This window comes from Priestia koreensis (genome assembly GCF_022646885.1).
Lineage (GTDB): Bacteria > Bacillota > Bacilli > Bacillales > Bacillaceae_H > Bacillus_AG > Bacillus_AG koreensis_A.
On sequence record NZ_CP061868.1, the window covers coordinates 2437165 to 2458438 of the forward strand.

Annotated in this window: 20 protein-coding genes and 2 other annotated features; all 20 genes read right to left on the minus strand. The window is 41.0% G+C overall.

Going from position 1 to position 21274, the window contains the following annotated elements; all coding sequences use genetic code 11:
- Positions 1-62 precede the first annotated feature (62 nt).
- Positions 63-302 carry a hypothetical protein gene (locus IE339_RS12440; protein ID WP_242167919.1) on the minus strand — a complete coding sequence of 80 codons (240 nt, stop codon included), beginning with the start codon at positions 300-302 and terminating at the stop codon, positions 63-65.
- Between the two features lie 229 nt (positions 303-531).
- Entirely contained in the window at positions 532-1422 is an 891-nt protein-coding gene (locus tag IE339_RS12445) for a carbon-nitrogen hydrolase family protein (RefSeq protein WP_053402406.1), read from the minus strand.
- 111 nt (positions 1423-1533) lie between these two features.
- Entirely contained in the window at positions 1534-2298 is a 765-nt protein-coding gene (locus IE339_RS12450) for a class I SAM-dependent methyltransferase (protein ID WP_242167921.1), read from the minus strand.
- A gap of 81 nt (positions 2299-2379) precedes the next feature.
- Positions 2380-3666, minus strand: a complete 1287-nt coding sequence (gene aroA / locus IE339_RS12455; RefSeq protein WP_242167923.1) for a 3-phosphoshikimate 1-carboxyvinyltransferase — start codon at positions 3664-3666, stop codon at positions 2380-2382.
- Between the two features lie 21 nt (positions 3667-3687).
- Positions 3688-4542: a prephenate dehydrogenase gene (locus IE339_RS12460; RefSeq protein WP_242167925.1), complete on the minus strand. Its 855-nt coding sequence runs from the start codon at positions 4540-4542 to the stop codon at positions 3688-3690.
- A 17-nt stretch (positions 4543-4559) separates the two neighbouring features.
- The gene (gene aroC, locus IE339_RS12465; RefSeq protein ID WP_242167927.1) at positions 4560-5726 is read right to left on the minus strand and encodes a chorismate synthase; all 1167 of its coding nucleotides are present in this window, start codon (positions 5724-5726) and stop codon (positions 4560-4562) included.
- A gap of 92 nt (positions 5727-5818) precedes the next feature.
- Positions 5819-6892, minus strand: a complete 1074-nt coding sequence (locus tag IE339_RS12470; RefSeq protein ID WP_053402411.1) for a bifunctional 3-deoxy-7-phosphoheptulonate synthase/chorismate mutase — start codon at positions 6890-6892, stop codon at positions 5819-5821.
- Between the two features lie 124 nt (positions 6893-7016).
- Positions 7017-7233 (minus strand) — a binding site (T-box leader).
- 37 nt (positions 7234-7270) lie between these two features.
- Positions 7271-7500, minus strand: a binding site (T-box leader).
- A gap of 309 nt (positions 7501-7809) precedes the next feature.
- Entirely contained in the window at positions 7810-9420 is a 1611-nt protein-coding gene (locus IE339_RS12475; protein ID WP_242167929.1) for a gamma-glutamyltransferase family protein, read from the minus strand.
- Positions 9421-9700: 280 nt separating this feature from the next.
- Complete coding sequence (locus IE339_RS12480; protein WP_053402413.1) at positions 9701-10009, minus strand: MTH1187 family thiamine-binding protein; 309 nt, start codon at positions 10007-10009, stop codon at positions 9701-9703.
- A 332-nt stretch (positions 10010-10341) separates the two neighbouring features.
- Complete coding sequence (locus tag IE339_RS12485) at positions 10342-11508, minus strand: C40 family peptidase (RefSeq protein WP_242167931.1); 1167 nt, start codon at positions 11506-11508, stop codon at positions 10342-10344.
- A gap of 372 nt (positions 11509-11880) precedes the next feature.
- Complete coding sequence (locus tag IE339_RS12490; protein WP_242167933.1) at positions 11881-12810, minus strand: ABC transporter permease subunit; 930 nt, start codon at positions 12808-12810, stop codon at positions 11881-11883.
- Entirely contained in the window at positions 12803-13669 is an 867-nt protein-coding gene (locus tag IE339_RS12495; protein ID WP_242167934.1) for an ABC transporter permease subunit, read from the minus strand. The genes IE339_RS12490 and IE339_RS12495 overlap by 8 nt, the downstream gene beginning before the upstream one ends.
- 18 nt (positions 13670-13687) lie before the next feature.
- Positions 13688-14050, minus strand: a complete 363-nt coding sequence (locus IE339_RS12500) for a cupin domain-containing protein (protein ID WP_242167936.1) — start codon at positions 14048-14050, stop codon at positions 13688-13690.
- A 115-nt stretch (positions 14051-14165) separates the two neighbouring features.
- A complete protein-coding gene (locus IE339_RS12505) occupies positions 14166-15311 on the minus strand; it encodes a site-2 protease family protein (protein ID WP_242167938.1) in 1146 nt (381 codons plus the stop codon).
- A 270-nt stretch (positions 15312-15581) separates the two neighbouring features.
- Positions 15582-16676, minus strand: a complete 1095-nt coding sequence (locus IE339_RS12510) for a toxic anion resistance protein (RefSeq protein WP_053402466.1) — start codon at positions 16674-16676, stop codon at positions 15582-15584.
- A gap of 20 nt (positions 16677-16696) precedes the next feature.
- Positions 16697-18295, minus strand: coding sequence for a YceG family protein (locus IE339_RS12515; RefSeq protein ID WP_242167940.1), 1599 nt, complete (start codon positions 18293-18295; stop codon positions 16697-16699).
- 310 nt (positions 18296-18605) lie between these two features.
- Entirely contained in the window at positions 18606-19325 is a 720-nt protein-coding gene (locus tag IE339_RS12520; RefSeq protein WP_242167942.1) for a TerC family protein, read from the minus strand.
- A 32-nt stretch (positions 19326-19357) separates the two neighbouring features.
- Positions 19358-19936, minus strand: coding sequence for a TerD family protein (locus IE339_RS12525; RefSeq protein WP_242167944.1), 579 nt, complete (start codon positions 19934-19936; stop codon positions 19358-19360).
- Positions 19937-20013: 77 nt separating this feature from the next.
- Complete coding sequence (locus IE339_RS12530; protein WP_242167946.1) at positions 20014-20589, minus strand: TerD family protein; 576 nt, start codon at positions 20587-20589, stop codon at positions 20014-20016.
- A 46-nt stretch (positions 20590-20635) separates the two neighbouring features.
- Positions 20636-21229: a TerD family protein gene (locus IE339_RS12535; protein WP_242167948.1), complete on the minus strand. Its 594-nt coding sequence runs from the start codon at positions 21227-21229 to the stop codon at positions 20636-20638.
- Between the last annotated feature and the right edge of the window lie 45 nt (positions 21230-21274).

Here is a 21274-nt window from a genome sequence, read left to right on the forward strand (position 1 = left end):
TCATTTTCACTGCGATACGATGAAAAAGAGCTCAGAAAACGTCATCATTCGATGTATAGGCCTCACTTGTTACCAAAATTACCTGAAAAGTTCTGCACTACTGCTTGTATTTCAGCTAATTTCTCTGGTTTTAATAGGCTCATCATCTTTGGGACAAAGGCTTGAATATCTTCCTGTGAAAAGTTCCCTTCATCTTGTTTCTTGAAGTTTTCTAACAGAATTTCTCTAGCTTCGTCTTCTTTTCCCTCTTGAACTCTTTGTAAAATAAAACCTAAAAACATTTCTTGCCCTTGTTTGTCCATTTTTAGTAGCTCCTAATGAAATCATAATGTAACACTCCATTGTGTTACTTGAAATTCTACCATCATAAAGGGTATTGTCAATTATATTTCCCGATACGTTCTACCTAGCATTCTCACTTTAACTGCCAACTACATGGTCGCTTTACTACCATCGAAATATTAATGCATTCTCTTCTTTAATTGACCCTAAAAAAAGACCCATTCTATAAAAAGAATAGGCCTCTCGCTGTCATTCGATTCTTTTTCCCTTTGTTTTTTTCACATGTTCGACCCAGTCCGGATATAAATCGTTGCGACGGTCTCGCCATGTCGTAACAGATCCCTTTGCACGAACATCATGTAAAAGCTGTAGATCCACGTCACCTGTTACAATCATGTCATTATTCATTTCACCTTCTACCACAATGCCCTGCGGTGGAAACGGGATATCATTTGGTGACAGGATTGCCGCCTGACCAAAGTTTGCTCGCATAAAATCAACCGTTGGCAATGATCCGACTGTCCCTGTTGTGACGACATAAATTTGATTTTCAATCGTTCTCGCATGCGCTGAATAACGAACACGGTGAAAACCTTGGCGATCGTCGGTACAAGATGGACAGAACACTACGTCCGCTCCCATCGCACGAACCATACGAACGACTTCTGGAAACTCGATGTCATAACACGTTAAAATTGCAATCGTTCCCTTTTCCGTTTCAAATACATTCACCTCTTTACCAGGTGACACATTCCATTCTTCTACTTCAGTTGGCGTAATGTGAAGCTTAGCTTGCTTTCCAATTGTCCCGTCTGGGTAAAAAAGATGGGCAACATTATAGAGCTTGCCGTCTTCCTCAATAACGTGCGTGCCGCCAATAATATGCATGCCCGTCTGTTTAGCAATCCCTGTAAACAGCTGATAATAATACTCTGTATATGATGGCAAATCCTCAATGGTTTGCTCACGTCCATCTACTTTAAATGATAACAACTGAGTTGTTAAGAACTCAGGAAACAGTACAAAATCCGCATTAAATTCCTGTGCGGTTTTTACGTGGTGAATGACCTGGCTAGCAAAATCATCAAAGCTTTCAATCGTATGCAAGTGATATTGCACAGCGGAAACTCGATATCTCATAAAAAAGCCCCCCTTTGTTTCTCGGTACACATCAACGTCTACTATACCATACGGAGGGGGCTGATTTTAAGAAAAGAGTTTGCAGGGGAGTAAATCTCTTGCTAATGGAAATTATGTTACTTTAATCCCTCGCACTCGAATGCGTTTATAATCCGCTACCCAGCGTCCATCATGATAAAGAATGGTTTTTAAACGCTGTTCAGCTTGAGAGATAATTTCTTCTCTTTCATCTGTCGTAGCATGTTGTAAGAGTGCACCAGCAAACATCTCAATCCAGTTCCTTAACCCGTTTTCTCCTTCTAAAGGGGTAGGACGGTCAATATGACAGGCCATCGTAACGTGAAACCCTTCCCCTTCCATTAATGTGGTATATTCACCAATGCTCGGATAATACCAGGGAAATTCTTCGTCCGTACACGTTACATGGTGAAGGTAGCACTGATGTTTGATTTCATTTGTTATCGTTTGGACGTTTCCCTTCCCACCAAATTCAGCTACGAAACGACCTCCAGGCTTGAGGCTTTGAGCGATACGTTGAAGAGCTTTTTCAGGTGTCTTTATCCAATGAAGCGTCGCATTTGAAAATACTGCATCAAACTCTTCACGATAAGATAATTCGGTGACATCACCTACGAAGAATGAACGTTCAGGGTATTTTTTCTTTGCTTCCATCACCATATTTTCTGATTTATCTACTCCGATTACATTTGCTCCCTTCTTGTACAATTGATAAGCTAAGTCACCCGTTCCACACCCTAAGTCTAGAATACATTCACCTTGCTGTGGGTCCAATAAATCGACTATGTCACCTCCGTACCTTGAGACAAACGAGTGTTTTTCATCATACAAACTAGCATTCCAGCGATCTGTATTCATTAGCAACCACCATTCCTTATAAATAGAATATTCAGTCTTATTTCAACTAAAAAAGAACGCAGCAGGACTGCGTCTTTTTCATTATCGCTGTAACGATGCCAAATGCTCATAAAAATTTGGATATGAAACGGTAACCGCTTCTCCATTTTCAATCTCCACGTCACCTTCTGCAAGGCAAGAAGCAATGGCTAACATCATCCCAATGCGGTGATCACCGTGGCTGCTTACTTTTCCACCTGTTAAAGTAGATTTTCCGCGAATAATCATGCCATCATCCGTCGCTTCGATTTTCACACCAAGAGCTGTTAGCTCATTTACGACCGTATCGATACGGTTTGTTTCTTTTACTTTTAGTTCCGCTGCATCTTTGATGATCGTATCACCTTCTGCTTGTGTTGCAGCTAGGGCAATAATCGGGATCTCATCAATTAAGCGCGGAATCAAGTCGCCGCTTACTTCCGTTCCTTTTAACTGTGATGCTTCAATAATAATATCTGCATACGGCTCGACTGCATCTTCGTTCACGTTAGCAAATGTAATGGATGCACCCATATTTTGCAGAACATCAATGATCCCTGTGCGCGTTGGATTCATTCCTACTTTTTTCAATTCAATACGGCTTCCTGGAACAATTGCACCTGCCACAAGGAAGAACGCTGCGGACGAAATGTCACCGGGTACTTCAATATGCGCCCCTTTTAGCGTTTGACCACCTTCTAATGAAGCCGTTAGTCCATCGACTTTTACCTCAATACCAAAAGCTTGAAGCATGCGTTCCGTATGATCACGGGATTTTTCTGGTTCTGTTACGCTTGTCGTTCCTTCCGCTTGTAGACCAGCAAGTAAAATAGATGACTTCACCTGTGCACTAGCTACCGGAGATTGATAGTGAATCCCCTTTGTTTGTCCGCCGCGAATAGAAAGCGGTGTAAAGTTTCCATCTTCACGCCCATCAATTTTTGCCCCCATTGATTGCAGAGGCTTTGTTACGCGCTGCATCGGACGTTTTGCAATTGAGCTATCGCCAATTAACGTACTATGAAACGGCGTGTTCGCAAGGATTCCTAAAATGAGACGCATCGTCGTCCCTGAATTTCCTACGTCCAAAACATTTCGCGCTTCTTTCAACCCGTCTAGACCTTTTCCTTCTACTTCAACTTGATCACCGTTTTGCGTAATCGTAACACCTAGCTCACGAAAACAAGCAATGGTGCTGAGGCAATCGTCACCAGGAAGAAAACCGGTCACCGTTGTTTTTCCTTTCGCAATGGCACCGAACATAACAGAGCGATGAGAGATCGACTTGTCTCCTGGAACTTGAATCACTCCGTTTAAGCTTGATGTTGCTTTTGATAACACTTTTGTCATAAAAATCCACTCCTTTCAACGTTAAATGCAAATCGAATCACGGAACGTTTTTGCATCTGAAAAATAAGTATAAAGCTCATGCTGATCAGACTTTTCAAGCAGCTGTTTGACCTGCTGCATTTCCTTCATCCAGTCCTCTAAAAGATCTAATAGCGTGTCTCGATTTTGGCGGGAGATATCACGCCACATCACAGGACTGCTTGAGGCAATTCGTGTGATATCGCGAAATCCTCCTGCCGCCATTTGGCGAACAAGATTATTTTTGTTTGCGTGTTCTTCTACTTGCCGAACAAGGCTTGCTGCGATCATATGAGGGAGATGACTGATAACCCCTGTAACTTGGTCGTGCTCTTTCGCGTCCATTGTAATAAAATTTGCTTCTGTGTCACTCAACCACTTTGTTAGCATTTCTAATTGCGCTACGGTCGTTTCAGCAGAAGGCGTTAACACATAGCGAGCGCCTCTGAACAGATCTGCCGTCGCATAAGCAGCTCCGCTTTCGTGGGATCCAGCCATTGGGTGACCTCCGATAAAGGTTTTTCCGGACTCATTTAGTCGCTCTGCTGCTTTCATAATGGACCATTTTGTACTGCCAACGTCTGTGATGATTGCCTGATCCTTCAAGTCCCACTCAGCAAGCTTTTCCATAAATTGAATCGTTTGCTCAACGGGAGTTCCTAGTATAATGAGGTCTGCCTGCTCAGCAGCTTTTCGTACGTCTGATACCATTTCGTTAATGATACCTTTGCTTTTTGCCATCTCTAAGTTAGGAGTATGTATATCATAACCAGCGATAACAATGTCTTGCTGTTTTTTCATACTTAATGCAACTGAACCACCAATTAATCCTACTCCAACTAGCAATACTTTTGTCATCGCTGATCCCCTCTTACTTAAAATTTTCTTGCGTATTCTTCATGACGCTCAATATTTTCACGAATTAAATCAATTCGATCATGACCAAATTGATCAATAATCGCATTCGCTAATTCCCATGCGATCACTGCTTCCGCGATCACGCTTGCCGCTGGTACCGCACAGCTATCAGAGCGCTCAATGCTTGCTTGGAACGGTTCTTTTGTTTCAATATCAATGCTTTGTAACGGTTTGTAAAGCGTTGGGATCGGCTTCATTACGCCTCTTACAACGATCGGCATTCCTGTTGTCATACCGCCTTCTAAACCACCCGCATTGTTTGTTTTACGCGTATAGCCTTCTTCTTCACTCCAAAGAATTTCATCGTGAACTTGGCTTCCTGGCTTGCGTGCTGCCTCAAATCCAACACCAATTTCAACACCTTTGAATGCGTTGATGCTCATAATTGCAGCCGCTAATTTTCCGTCTAATTTACGATCATAGTGAACGTGGCTACCAAGACCTGTTGGCACACCTTCAACGACTACTTCCACAATACCGCCGATGCTATCGCCGTTTTCCTTCGCATCATCAATCGCCTTCATCATTTTTTGAGCCGCTTCCTCATCTAAACAACGAACAGGTGACGCTTCTGTGATTTCTTGAAGCTGTTGAATGGAGTCATAAGACGTATTCTCTGCTTTCACACCGCCGATTTCTAATACGTGACCTGCTACTTCAATACCAAGCGACTTTAAAATTTTCTTTGCCACTGCCCCTGCTGCCACACGAACCGTTGTCTCACGTGCTGATGAGCGCTCTAGTACGTTACGCATATCACGATGACCATACTTAATCGCTCCGTTTAAATCCGCATGCCCTGGACGAGGCTTTGAAATTTGACGCTTTACTTCCTCTTGGTTATCAACAGGGTCTGCACCCATAATGTTTCTCCAATGCGTAAAGTCTTTGTTTTCTACGACAAGCGCGATCGGAGACCCAAGCGTTACTCCGTGACGAACGCCGCTCGTAATATTCGCACGATCCGTTTCAATTTGCATACGGCGACCGCGACCATGACCTTTTTGACGACGCGCTAGCTCTGTATTGATATCTTCTGCTAATAGCTCAAGTCCTGCAGGTACGCCCTCTAAAATCGTCGTAAGCTGTGGACCATGTGATTCTCCGGCTGTTAAATATCTCATTATTCTGTCTCCCTTCTAACTAAAGAGAACTCCTCCCTCGTATGCGGGACGAGTTCTCCTGTGTAACAAATCCGACTTTCTACCTTATTATATTAGAACTTTGCTGCTACGCTTTTTAATTCTTCCATGAATGCGTTGAATTGTGGAATGTCCATTTGTTGAGCAGAATCTGATAATGCTACTGCTGGGTCTGGATGTACTTCCGCCATTACTGCATCTGCGCCAATTGCAATCGCTGCTTTTGCACATGGTAATAATAAGTCTCTGCGACCTGTTGAATGCGTTACGTCCACAACAACTGGTAAGTGAGTTTCTTTCTTTAAGATCGGTACAGCTGAGATATCTAATGTGTTACGTGTTGCACGCTCGTATGTGCGGATTCCGCGCTCACATAAAATAATGTTTCCATTTCCGCGAGACATGATGTATTCTGCTGCATTAATGAACTCGTCGATTGTTGCTGCTAGACCACGTTTTAATAGAATTGGTTTATCTATTGAACCGGCTGCTTTTAATAATTCAAAGTTTTGCATGTTACGTGCACCAATTTGAATCACATCTAAGTATTCTGCCGCAATTTCAATGTCTTGTGGTGTTACGATTTCACTTACTACTGCAAGATCTAGCTCATCTGCTACACGACGTAGAATTTTTAGCCCTTCAATACCAAGCCCTTGGAAATCGTATGGAGATGTACGTGGCTTGAATGCTCCACCGCGCATTACTTTAATACCTTGCTCCTTAAGCGCTAAACCAACTTCGCGAACTTGCTCGTAGCTTTCTACCGCGCATGGCCCCATTACGAATTTCACGTTTCCATCACCAATTTTTTCGCCTTTAATGTCAACGATTGTGTCTTCTGGCTTTTTCTTACGAGATACTAAAAGTGCTTTACTGTGATCGTCTTCTTGCAACTCTAAGCTTGCTTTGAAGATTTCCTTGAAGATGTGTTGAATCGTTGATGATTCGAATGGACCATCGTGATGCTCTTGAATAAGATTTAATGATTGACGCTCACGAACTGGATCAAAGCGATTCACACCTTGTAAACTTTTGATTTTTCCGATTTCTTGTGCAACGCGACCGCGCTCGTTTAATAATTTTAAAATTTCTAAGTTAATGTCATCTACCTGTGCACGTAAAGATTGTAATGTTGGGTTTGTCATAATAAATTCCTCCTGAAATTTGATTTAGTCTGTTTGCCATTCAGAGTTTCCCCTAAATGAAGATGGTTCATCACACTCCGGATACAATCAGAGAAACAAAAAAGTCCCTACTGATTGTATCATCAGTAGGGACGAATAAATTCGCGGTACCACCCTAGTTGCAAGCATTGCTGCTTACCTCTTCATTAAGATAACGGAAGTTCTCCGTCTTTTCGAAATAATCCGAAAAAGAAAGCTCCAAGAATGTAATTCATATGCTCTTTGTGCTGATTCTCACCAACCATCAGCTCTCTGGAAAACAGGGAGAGTCATATTACTAATGCCCTTTTCATCGCTTTTTACTGTATTTAGTTATAAAAAAAATCCCTACTGTCAAACAGTAGGGACGAGAGAGATCGCGGTACCACCCTAGTTGTGAACAAAAACGTCCACCACTTCATTGAAATAACGGTTCATCACCGTCTTTCCCTCGATAAGACAAACGCCTTATGTCGAAAAAGAAGCTCCAGGATCGTAATTCACATTTATTTGTGTACTGACTCACAGCGACCGTCAGCTCTCTTTAACAGGGAAATAAATGCTACTGCAATTCCTCTCTTCGCAAAATCTATATGTAAGATTGGTTGTGTTTGTTGATGTGATGTTGTTTTGTATTATGAACCTTATTTTCACATTCGTCAATAGGTTTTTGCATATTTTTTAAAACTTTTTCTATTCGCTTGCTCATTCTTTAACATTATTGAATCAAAAACGTTTTTAGCACATCGTTGCGTGCCTCACTGCATCAGCAGTTTCTAAAAGCTACTCTACTACAGCTACACAACCACTTACTGTCCCTCATTCTTCTACAGATAAGCAAATAAGCTGCCTTTTTAAGGCTACCTGCTCGCGTGGGTAGAAGTGAATTCAAAATTATATTACCATAGCGCAATATGACCATCTGTGCGCGCTTCGGTCCCCCCAAAGAGCACACCTGTTTCTTGATCACGACAAATAATCTGTCCACGACCAAAGCTCGTTCTGCTCGGTGCTAGTGATACGTCATGGCCTCTTCTTATAAGCTCATTCAAAATATGTGGTGCGACTTCTTGTTCAAACGTTACTTTTTTATCTTTCATCCACTGCCAGCGCGGCGCATCAAGAGCAGACTGTGGGTTCATTGCGAAGTCAATCATGTTCATCACAACCTGCAAATGGCCCTGTGGCTGCATAAACCCTCCCATGACCCCAAATGGCCCGACAGCTTTGCCACCCCGTGTTAAAAAGCCAGGAATGATCGTATGGAACGTCTTTTTACCAGGATCTAATCGGTTATGATGTGTTCGGTCTAAAGAGAAATTGTGGCCGCGATTTTGCAGAGCAATCCCTGTCCCTGGAACAACAAGACCTGAACCAAACCCCATATAGTTACTTTGAATGAACGACACCATATTTCCTTCACCATCCGCTGTCGCCAAATAAACCGTGCCGCTTTTCGCTGGCTCTCCCCATTCAGGCTGTCTCGCACGTTCCCCAATCAATGAACGTCTTGCAGCTGCATACTCTTCTGAAAGCAAATCCTTAATCGATACTTGCATATGATTACCATCCGTTATGTAGCGCATCCCATCAGCAAAAGCGAGCTTCATCGCTTCAATTTGTTGATGATACGTTTCAGCAACTTCTTTCCCAGAAAATTCTTGCTGATCAAGCATTTTTAATGCTAAAAGCGCAACCAGACCTTGTCCGTTCGGTGGAATTTCCCACACTTCATGCCCTTTATAGGAGACAGAAATAGGATCCACCCACTCTGGATGATAAGCAGCGAGATCTTCTTTTGTAATAAACCCACCATATTTTTGTGAAAAAGCATCAATCTGATCGGCTAATTCACCACGATAAAAGGATTCCCCGTTTGTTTCTGCAATGGAAAGAAGCGTTCTCGCATGATCAAGGGAATGCCACATTTCCCCCGCTTTTGGAACCTTTCCGTTCGGTGCAAACGTATCAAACCACGATTGAAACTCCTCACCTTTTAAACGCTCCTGAAAGATCTCATACGCACGCTCCCATCCTGCTGCAAGCGTTGGTGAGAGCGGAAAGCCTTCTTGGGCATAGCGAATAGCGGGTTCAAGTACTTGTGAAAGCGTAAGACGTCCAAATCGCTTCGACAGCTCTACCCACGCACTAGGCGCTCCTGGCACCGTTACCGGAATGAACCCGTGAGAAGGAATTTCTGAGTATCCTAGCTCTTCTATTGCCTCAATGGACATCGCCTTTGGAGCGGGACCGCTCGCATTTAAACCATATAGGGATTCGTTCATCCATACAATCGCAAAAGCATCGCCACCAATTCCATTTGACGTCGGTTCTACTACCGTTAAACAAGCAGCTGTTGCAATGGCTGCATCTACTGCATTACCACCACGTTTTAAAATATCCAATCCCGCCTGCGCGGCAAGCGGTTGTGACGTGGCTACCATTCCATTACGTGCAATAGATGTCATTCGCTGTGAAGCGTAAGGATATGTATAAAGGGTCTTTTCCATTCGTATTCCTTCTCTCTAATTTAAAATATTCATACTCGCTCAATTGACTTAAGTGGCTTACTGTATAGCTATTTTCCCAACTAATGAATTGGAGAGACCTGTTCTACTTGTCTCAAAATAGTGGTGACCAACGATTAAAACTTTTTAAAAAACGATGGCTACTTCTCTATTTATTTCCCTAGAAATATTTTTATAATTTTCAGACAATTTAAGATATAAATCGACAAATTGCGTTTTTTTTAAACAAAAGGGAGAGCAGGGAATACGTTCCCTACTCTTATTATCCTTCTATTTTACTTTGAACCGAAGCTAGTTTCCCAGCCATTGTATGCTTTTTATCACGACGATCATCAATGCGGATATTTGTGCATACGCGCTGAATCCCCTTATCAAATGGCACTTCGTGAAGCTCTTTTACAAGCTCTAATAGATCACTCAGTTCTCCTTCAATAAGTGTACTCATCGGTGTGAGCTGGTATGTAACGCGGTCTTTATGATTGTCCAGAATCTTATGAATATCTGCTACATAATGACTCATGCTCGGTGTTTCAGTCCCAAGCGGAATAATTGTCATATCAATAATAGCCATTTCAATCCCTCCAGTATAAGTGTCTTTCCTATCATACCATAGTTTAAAAAAGAGGATGAAATAGAACGATTAAAGATAAATTGATGACAGCGTTCAGCGAATTAGTAACTAGACTTTTTATTTCCCTAAAACGTAAGAATATTGTCCACTTGCTAACCATCTTGGCAAAGTTTGAAAAAAATAGACACGGTGAATGAAAACCATGTCTATTTTTATTCTATTGTTGTCTCAGAAGTAACGGTTTGTATGATAAAACCCTCGATTGTTCAGCACTCCAAACGCACGGAAACTTACAACAGATCATTACTTGTGAAACAGCAACCTACTTCCGATCAATAGTAGCTTTTTGCTCCTAAATAACGAGACTGCCAGTAAGAAGTGTTCATATCTGTAATTGTTACACCGCGAGAAGACGATGCATTTAAGAATTGACCGTTTCCAAGGTAGATCCCTACGTGAGACGGACCTGGCTTGTATGTTTCAAAGAATACTAGATCCCCTACAGATGGAGAAGATACGCTTTGACCAGCGCTATAGATTGTTGCAGCTGTACGTGGTACGCTTACGCCTGCTTTAGCAAATACATAGTTAATGAACCCACTGCAGTCGAAGCCGCTTGGTGATGAACCGCCCCATACGTATGGAACTCCCATGTATTGCTTACCAATTGAAATGATTTGTGCTGCTTTATCTTGAGACGTAATGCCTTTTACTGATGACGTTGAGCTTACAGAAGAAGCTGAACCAAGTGCACGCATTGTTGCTGGACCTGCTACTCCGTCAACAGACAAGCCGTGTGCACGTTGTAACGCCATAACCGCATTCTTTGTTAAAGAACCGTAGTAACCAGTTGGGCTTACTTTTAGGTAACCTTTGCTCTTTAACTTTGATTGTAATGACGTAACAGAAGAACCGCTCATTCCAAGTTTTAATGTTGCACTGCTTGACGTGCTTGAGCTCACTGTGCTTGCAGATGTACCGCCTCCGTTAAGCGCTTTTAGCGTAGCAGAACCAACCACACCGTCTACTGACAAGTGGTTTGCACGTTGGAAGTTCATGACTGCATCACGAGTAATTGGGCCAAAGTATGTTGTTGTATTCGCTTTGAAATAGCCTTTATTTTTTAGAAGTTGTTGCACTTGTTGTACAGCCGCTCCGCGTGAACCTTGTTTTAAAAGACCTGTGCTGCTTACTTTTGCAGAACTGCTTACAGTAGCGCCACTTAATAAAGCACGATATGTATTTTTACCAGCAATTCCATCTGCCGAAAGATGATTTGCACGTTGGAATTTCATTAAGGCATCTTTTGTAATGCTCCCAAAATATGTGGTTGTTCCCGCTGAGAAGTAACCTTTGTTTTTTAACGTTTGTTGTAGTTGTTTTACATCTTGGCTTTTCATGCCATATTTTAAAGTTGTATCTCCAAGAGCCGCGTGGCTGATCGTTGGTACAATTGTAAGTGTCGAACCTAATGCAATAGAATATATTAACTTCTTCATAGAAATTTATCCTCCAGTGTCATAATCTACTAATTCGCTGACGGTTTACATTGTAGCAATATTATATTACAAGAAAAACGCATTAACATTACAGTTTTGTTACAAGGAGCGACAAAACTCTTCTCGTTCTAACGATATATTTTTGATCGTTTTGTCATAAAAATGGTTATTTTTTCACTTTCATTCCCTTATTTTTCTCTCTAAAGACATTTTTTTCTATGATTTTCGACTCTTATTATTGGAAAATAATATACTATTATTTACTTTTATTTACATGAAGATTTTAAAAAAGTTGAACTATATTGAAAAATCAGCTATTAAAAATAATAAAAAATGCCTATCTAAGTTAGATAAGCATTTAAGAATAACATTTTAATACCACGGAGCTTTAAAATAGGTTTTCTGCGCTTTTACTTTAATGCCGTGCGCTAAGAGCGTAAACGATAAAATCATAAACAGCAAGAAAGCAAGCGGGATGAACATTAAATAGCTTTGTCCCCACATTAAGCTTGGTCGTGCTTGCCCTACTAACCCTGCCCATTCCTTTGTGACTGACACAAAAGTGTTAAATTCAGGATCAAACTTTGTCCCACCAATAAATAAGTTAAACAACGCAAGCTGCCCCATGAGTGAGAGCGTATGAACAATTTCGATGACGAGCAAATACGGCATTTCTGATCGTAGGTGGGGAAACACTTCTTTGCGGATTATCGTCATTCTCGTCGCACCGCTTACTACTGCTGCTTCCATAAACGGCCGCTTTTTAATTTCAATCGTCTTATGACGAACCGTCGAGGCAATACTTGGAACTCCCACTATTCCCGCTATCAAAGCAAATAGTACGCTTAATTCGACAGGTGTAAAGGGTGATTCAATGGTGATGTTGACAAGCATAAAATAAACAATCAAAAAGCTTGGAATATAACTCCATGTTTCTTCAAACGCTTCCCACCATACCGGTTGTTTTTTCAGCATACCAATGCCAATGCCAATAATGGTTCCTAGCAAAACCTTAATTAACGCAACGGAAACTCCAATTATAATCGTATACCGCATACCATAAAGAAGTTCCGATAAAAGATCATAGCCCCAATAATCCGTTCCTAATATGTATTGCTTGCTTTCAAATGGAGGAAATGGTGGTGAAAACAGCGTATATTTCCCGTCAATGACCTCGCTATACACCCCTGAATTATAGGTTAAATCATGTGGTGCAACTTTAGGACCAATAATGCCTCCTATTAGCATAAGGGATACGAAGAATACTCCAATATACAATGAATAATTTCTCGTTTTACCCACGAATGAACACCTTCTCAAATAAATATAAAAAGAGTTGAATAACGTAATAATTTAGTACGGCAATGACCGTTAAAACTGACAAAGCAATAAGTACTTTCGGGAATTCATATCCAAGAAAAATGAGCTTTGTCAGACCCGGAATAAGAAATAAATATTCGACGATAAATAAGCTTCCTACAGTTAATGAGATGACTTTCTTTAAGTCGGCCTGTAAGAAAGGTTTTAAATTCTTATACACGTGCTGTAGATCTATGTACTGCTTGGACAATCCTTTCGCCATTGCGGTGCGAATATAATCCTCTGTTAGTAGTTCCTTGTACTTGTATGCGAGCATTTTGATTAAGTACATCATCGGCGTAAGCGATAAAAAAATGAGCGGATAAAGGGGATAGTCTAGGGACGCTTTTGTCGATAGCACCATTAAGAGAATACCCGTTTTTTTATACAATGTAATGGCGACATAAATCCCAAGCAACACGTAAACAAAATCAGGGATAATCGCTAGTACTGAAATAATACCTCTCACCATTTTAGATAAAAAGGCCCGATGAAACATATAGCCGCAAATCATGCTGACAACAAGGGCAATCATTAAGCTATAAAAAAGCATTAATCCCGAATTAATGGCAAGAGGGACGATATCCTGCCACAGATGCCCTTTTGATAGCGGCATTCCCATCTCAGAATAAGCGCTTGTATACGTTGTAAAGGACGAAAGACGAAGTTCTCGTATGACATTCAACGCATTTTTAAACTGCGGAATAAGTGACGCTCTCTCTGGATCTTGCAACAACGGGAATCCAGCGATAATGGCAATTAGTAAAACACCAAAAATCACCTTCCATATCGTTTTTAACATATGTATCCTACACCCCTATTACGATTCGGAAACCAACTGCAAGAAATGTTCCGGCTTCATATTTTCTGCCTCTGTCACGATTACGACCATACTCGTTGTCGCTTTTGTTTCATGCCATTCTTCCTGTTTCCAAAACGCAGCTTGTCCTTTTTGAATGACAGTCCGATCTTCCTCTGTCGTGCGAACGACCCCTTCACCATGCACAACGATAAACAATTGATCAACTGTTGCCTGATGATAACCTACTACTTCACCCGGTTCAATATACATACATCCAATGTGAGTGATGCCTTCTGTTACCAATAGCTTTGTCATAAGGAAATTAGAGTCGTATTTATGAACGGTTCGACACACACCCTGATCAAATCGATAAATCTCCATCCTTCTTACTCCTTCCACACATATTTTTCCAAACAGACTAGTTCTATTATACTGATAGTTTAGAAAAACACAAAATACTAAAAAAAGAGAAGCTTGTTAAAAGCTTCTCTCAACGCTATCCTACTAAAAGTCGACTACTCTCTAGGATGTCGTGTCCCCACACGTAAAACCCTGTTAGAACACCAACGAGTGCAAGATACGCTATTAGCCATAGAATTTTCTCTTTTGTGGATGTTAAATAATAAGTCTGTAGCTTCGTTAAACGCTCTGTTACTTTTTTCTTTTCCTTATCTAGCCAATTAAACGGCGTGTCCTCTTCCCCATACGTTAACCCTAATGACCATTGGCGCAAGAAATTTTTGGCCGTTGAATACGCACTAACTCGATACGCATATTCATCTCTTTGCAGCTTTTTCTTATCGTCTTTAAATGGAATATATCGTTTTTTCATCGTGTACAGCAGCTGGTTGTAGTCAAACTCCTTTTGACCAAACTCTTCTGCTTTTTGAATTAAATGACGACGCATAAGCTCTGAACGAATAGGCTCGTATAGTGAAAGATACGGACTCTTATCATCTACTTCATGAAACACTTCTTCTACTTCATTTAGAACAGTAAGCTCTGTTTGAAGCTGTTTTTGTTCATACAGTTCCTTAATGCGTGCCCACCACGTGGTTAAACCGATAATAAAGATTAAAATCATAATGGCGCTTCCATCGTAAATCATCCAAGGAATAAGGACAATAAGTCCGATTAGCCAAATCTTTGTGGATAAAACCGTCACGATCCGGCCGCCGTCTAGCGGTGAAACAGGAAATAAATTAAATAGATTTAAAAGTGCTCCAAATCCGATAATGAGTCCCCATAGCGGATCGTTCGTCCAAAAATATAGCGGAATAGCAGGTAAAAATGAAAGAAGTCCAAAAAGCGGACCAGCAAAGGCAATATACGCTTCATCCTTTGCATTTTTTGGCAACTCCTTCATCCCGATTACAGCACCCATAAACGGAATAAAGATCGCAGGTGACGTGGCAATTCCTTTTCTTCTTGCCGCAACTAAGTGGCCCATTTCATGGACAAACAGCAAATATACGAGAGCAACGGCAAACTTCCACCCGAAAAACAACCCGTACGCCCCTAGTGTAATGAGCATTGATATAAGCGTCGATAGCTTGGTCAACTTTAGAACGACCACCAGCCATTTAAATTTACTGGCTAAAAACAGCAACGCAGCTCCTATGCCGGCTGTTTTTTTCTTCATGTCCCCCACTCCTTCTGTTTTCTCTATGCACGATTGTTTTCACCATCTACTTTTATAAGCTCTTGCTCTAGCTGTTACTTTATATACGGAGAAGTGTGTGAAAAGGTTTCATCTTGCCATATAAGAAAGCGCTGGATACACACCAGCGCTTCATTTCTTCTCTTTTTTCCGATCATGAATGGTTTTCGCGATTGTTATAATTAACAAAATGAAAATAACGCCCGCCCAGGCGATCGCCTGCAACAAAAAATCCATCTCATGACCTCCTTACTATCGCTGATTTTGCTTCATCTGCTGAAACTTATTTTGAAGCTCTTCAAGACGAACTTTTCCTTCTTCACGAAGACGTTTGTTTTCATCTTCAATCGCTTTTGTTTCTTGCATTCCTTTTACAATAATATCCCACGTTTGTTCCATCGTCTCAATTTTAATGCTCGGACTGCCTGCGAGCTTCGCAATATCTACGCTTTGCTGAGAAATGTTTTGTGCGTTACGTAACAACATTTCATTCGTACGCTTATCAAGTTCGCTCATCGATTTTGCGACCATGTTTTGACGTTTTGCTGCAATAGCGTTAATTAATCCCGCTTTAAAAATTGGAATAGTCGTGACAAACGCAGAGTTAATTTTCGCAATAAGCTTCGTATTCCCGCGCTGCAACATGCGAATTTGCGGCGCAGACTGATAAGCTACTTGTTTGGCAATCTCTAAGTCGTATACGCGTTGTTCCATTAGCTCAATGGCATTACGAAGGGAATCAAGCTCCATTACAGCTAGCTGTTGTCCGCTTGCTGCACGCTCCTCAAGACCTGGAAGCTGTTTTTTCACTTCCTCGACCTTCATTTCTCCTGCGACAATATACTTCTCTAGCTGAATGTAATACTGAAAATTTTGTTCATATAAATCTTCTAACGTTAGGGTTGATTTTTTCATTTCGTCTTCATACTTCTTAATTTCAATGTATACTTTATCAATTTCAGAACCCATTGTTTGATATTTGGCAAATAGCTTCTCAATGAGTTTTTGGCCACGGTTAAATAGCTTCGAGAAAAGACCTTTGTCTTCTACAAAATCTTTGCTATCAAACTTGTCCATGATTTTTCCTAGCTGAGTTAATAGAACGCTTGATTCTTCCATACTACTCGATTTAATGGAATTTAAAATACGTCCTGAAAACGCAGAAATTTCATCCGCCGGCTCTTTCCCGTACTCTAGTAGCGCGATTTGGTTACGGTGATCGATACCGTCCGCTAAGCGCTGAACGTCTGGTTCTTGACGCAGTTGCAGCTTAATTTCGTTTGGCTTTTGTTCAAGTAGCTCCTCTTGCTTATCTAATCCCAGCGTTTGTAGCTCATTTACATTCATTGACATATGTATGCTCCTTTTTAAAATATTTTTTTGATCACTCGTTTTAATAAGGATGCTTCTTTAAACTCTTCGTTAAAGCTGACGTCCTCTAACCAATGGTCATCATATAAATCTTCTGACACATATTGCTCGATATCATTTTGTCCGGTCGGATTAAACAAGACAACATCTACGCCAAGCTCATTCATTAGTAAAAGCTCAGCACTGTCCGAACGCGACAACTTGCCGTTTTTATCCGTATTAAACAAAATGAGACGCGGAACAGATTGAGAATAATCAAATTGCTGCAGCATTCGTAACAATTGTGGTGATATTTCCATTGACTGTGTGAACAAATACAGCTGCAGCTCATACATGTTTTCATGTGGCAGAGGCTTTAACTTTGGCAGTTCACAGTAACGTGAAATCGCACTTGCGATGTTTTTTTGCAGACCGCTCGGCAGCTCTCGATATCGCCACCAGTTTGCCGCCATCATTTTGTCAGGATTCAGCCGCCCTGTCTCACCAAGCGCATTTTGATAGTGAAAGTGATTATTAGCCTTCACTTCTTTTGTAAAAGGAAACGTTCGAATAGTTGAGGCTAGTTCATATTCAGTTAATTCGTGAATTCGATCCCAGTAATGGCGCTTGTTCTTTGAAATTCCTGACACTTTAGAAAAAATAGTCGGAACATAAACCGTCTCATCAGCCACTTCGAAGTTTGGTCGGATAAACGCGCGTTCACGCATCACGATGTATAGCTCATCATACGTTGTCTTTAACGTAATGGATCGAGAGAGATAATCGCGGAACTGCCAAGACTTATACAGCATAGACTGATCTTGATGCAACAGCTCGTCAATTTCTTGTGAAGCACGAAACGCAACCGTTCCTTTTCGGACTGGCTTTGTTTCTGGAAATGGCTTTAACGGGCTTGTTTTTGGATAATGGAACACCTTGCTAAAGACTTCAGCATGATCAAGTTGCTTCATAATGTCTGTTGCTTCTGGATGAAACATTAACACATCATACCCAAGTAATAATAAATAAAGTAAAAAATACTGCTCGCTTTTTGTCGCATCGCCATACCATGTAATCACAGGGCGAGTATTCTCTGCTAACCATATAGAGATATGGTTGAACTGCCATTTCACTAAATCCGTAAACACTCGTCGAAAGTCAGCATCTAACAACTCTTTTTCATGCTGACTTGCAAACAATTCCAATACTTTTCGAAATGATTGACGAATATGAACGGAATACGATTCATCGCTTCCTTTCGGTAGTAGACGCTCTCCTTCTAGAAAGGCAATGAACCGGTTAATGGAAAGACCTTTTTCTTCCGTATGAATCATGAGCATTTTTTGAATTGCTTGACGATGTTCGTTTGTAATAACCTTGTTAAGATTCCCGCTCAGCACAATGCTATTGGCCGTTTCATTTTTTAACGCGTACAGCATTTCGGCATATTCATCCTCATTGTGAGGAACTCCTAAAAACCGACCTGCTACTTGAGGAATTTTGTAGACATTTTCTCCTTCTTCATAGCCTTTTCGCGCCAGCGCTGATGTTGATGCGAGATCGATCCAGTCCACGTTTTCTAATGGAATGGGCTGAAATTGAAACTGCTTGGACACTCTGCTTCAATCTCCTTTCTTCTAAAAATGTGCCACCTATTCTTATGTTTAATGGAAAACCCTCTAGATGATGGCCTCACTTCTTTCGATTTTCGTTGTCATTACTTGCATAGAGAAGAAAGGCTTTCAGTCCTTTTCTCTCCCTTTAATAGATACTTTTATCATACACCTGTTTACATCTTTTTCCCAATGAGATCTATAAAGGAGATAAAAAAAGGGAAAGCTCACAGAATGAACCTTCCCTCTTCTCACCACTTTTCATGGTACGATGACCTATACAAATTCTTTTGCAAGAAGCTTTGCTCGCCGATTACGCAGATTCTTTTAGTTTATTCTTTTGACTATTTTTGCGATTTGTAAGATATCCTGCAAGTAAGACTAGGGCTGTAATGATTCCCACGATAACGTAGCCAATTACACCATGAGGAAGTTTTACAAGATCGTTCAAGCTTTCATCTTTAATAATCATATCGCCTGCTGTCCATGCTAAAATCCCTGCTCCGATGTAACCGATCCAAGCAAATTTCTCCATTGCTTTTACGATTGCTTTTGATCCGAAAATCATAATTGGAATACTGATTAATACTCCGATCGCAATCATTAAGATGTTACCGTGAGCAGCTCCTGCTACCGCCACGACGTTATCAAGACTCATAACAGCATCAGCAATGATGATAGTCTGAATGGACTTCGCTAAGCTGTTACTGGACTTAATATCTGCTTCGCCTTCTTCTTCTACTAATACCTTGTACGCAATCCATACAAGTAAAAGACCACCGATAAGGTGAACGAAAGGAATTTTCAATAAGTACACAATAATAGCGGCTAAACCAATTCGGAGCACAACAGCTCCAACCGTTCCCCAGAAGATCGCTTTATTTTGCTGATCTTTTGGCAAACTTCTTGTTGCCATCGCAATCACGACCGCATTATCCCCTGATAAAATAATATCAATGAGGATAATTTTGACTAGAGCAATTAATGCGCCTGACGACACAACAGCTCCAATGGTAAAGAATAAGTCATTCATCTTTTACTATCTCCTTTTTCTTTTCACAGGTTTTACACCTGTAACCCATAGTTACGACACAGCGCAGCTAATCCACCTGAGAAGCCGCTACCAATCGCATTAAACTTCCACTCTCCATTATGCTTGTAAAGTTCGCATATGACAACCGCTGTTTCGATCGAAAAATCTTCTCCTAAGTCATAGCGCATCACTTCCTGGTCTGAATCCGCATCTACCACACGAACAAACGCATTTGAAACTTGCCCGAAGTTCTGGCGGCGAGCCTCAGCATCATGGATCGTAACCGTAATTCCCACGCGTTCAACGTGAGAAGGCATCGCGGCAAAATCCACGATTAGCTGCTCATCATCGCCATCTCCTTCACCAGTACGATTATCGCCTGTATGCTCGACAGCACCCGTAGGACTTTTTAAGTTGTTATAAAAAACAAACTCTTCATCGTTTTCTACTTTACCAGATGCATTGGTTAAGAACGCTGATGCATCCAAGTCGAAGTCATGACCTCCGCTGTATTTATTTGTGTCCCAACCAAGTCCAATGACCACTTTCGTTAAACCAGGGTTTGTTTTTGTCAGGTCCACACGCTGACCTTTTGATAGTGTAATTGACATGTTTATTCCCCCATTTTACATCTTTTTAAAAAAGGGAGGACGTCCTGCCCATTATCCTCCCTTTTTTATGCATTTACTTACGCTAATCCGAAGTCTCTTACTAAAGATCCTAGACCGCCTTGATAACCGCTTCCGATCGCGCTGAATTTCCATTCTTCGTTATGGCGATAAAGCTCACCTACTACAATGGCTGTTTCAATAGAGAAATCTTCTCCAAGGTCGTAGCGAATAAGTTCTTCACCCGTTGATTCGTTTAGAATACGCACGTATGAGTTGCTTACTTGACCAAAGTTTTGGTTGCGCTCTTCGCCTTCATGGATCGTGATCGTAAAGGCAATTTTTTTAATGTTCGCTGGTACATTTTTAAGGTTAACCGTTACTTGCTCATCATCACCTGCGCCAACGCCTGTGCGGTTATCTCCTGTATGAACAACTGCCCCGTTTGCACCTGTTGTATTGTTATAGAAAACAAAGTCAGCTTCTGAAGCAGCTTGTCCATTTTCATTTAGCAAGAAAACAGAAGAATCCAGGTCAAAGTCGTTGCCACCGTCATACTTATTTACGTCCCATCCTAATCCTACAACAACGCTTGTTAGACCAGGATTTGTTTTTGTTAAGTCAACCTTTTGTCCTTTTGATAGATTAATAGCCATAGTTAATCTCTCCTTCAATTGATTATAATTATTACGATAACTTCTATTAAGAGTATTTGCTAGCAACTTGAGAAATGGATATGTCTTTTGTTCCCTCACCGACAGCAGAGAATTTCCACTCGCCACCATGGCGATAGAGTTCTCCTGCAAACAGCGTTGTTAACCCCGAAAAATTGTCGGTAATGTTATAATGAACAAGCTCATTGTTTGAAGATGCATCAACAATTCGAATAAATGCATTTTGAATCATGCCAAAATCTTGATGACGCTTATCCGCATCATAAATATTCACAACGAACACTAATTTATGTACAATAGACGGCACTTTTTTTAAATCAACGAAGATTTGTTCATCATCTCCGTCTCCGTGTCCTGTTAAGTTATCGCCAGAGTGACGAATACTTTGACAAGCGCTTTCTCTGTTCCCAAAGTAAATAATTTTGCGCTGACTGCGAAGCTTTCCATCTTCATCTAGCATTAGTACAGAAGCGTCACAATCAATGTTCGCTCCGCCTCCACCAAATCCAAGGAAGCTTTTCTTCTTTACAGGATCCCATCCTAGACCAACCATCAATTTAGAAAGTCCCTGCTGACCTTTTGTTAAATCAATTTTTTGACCTTTTGTTAATGAAATTGCCATGTGTACTCCTCCTACTCTTTCATAAGGATAGCATAGTTTTCAGAC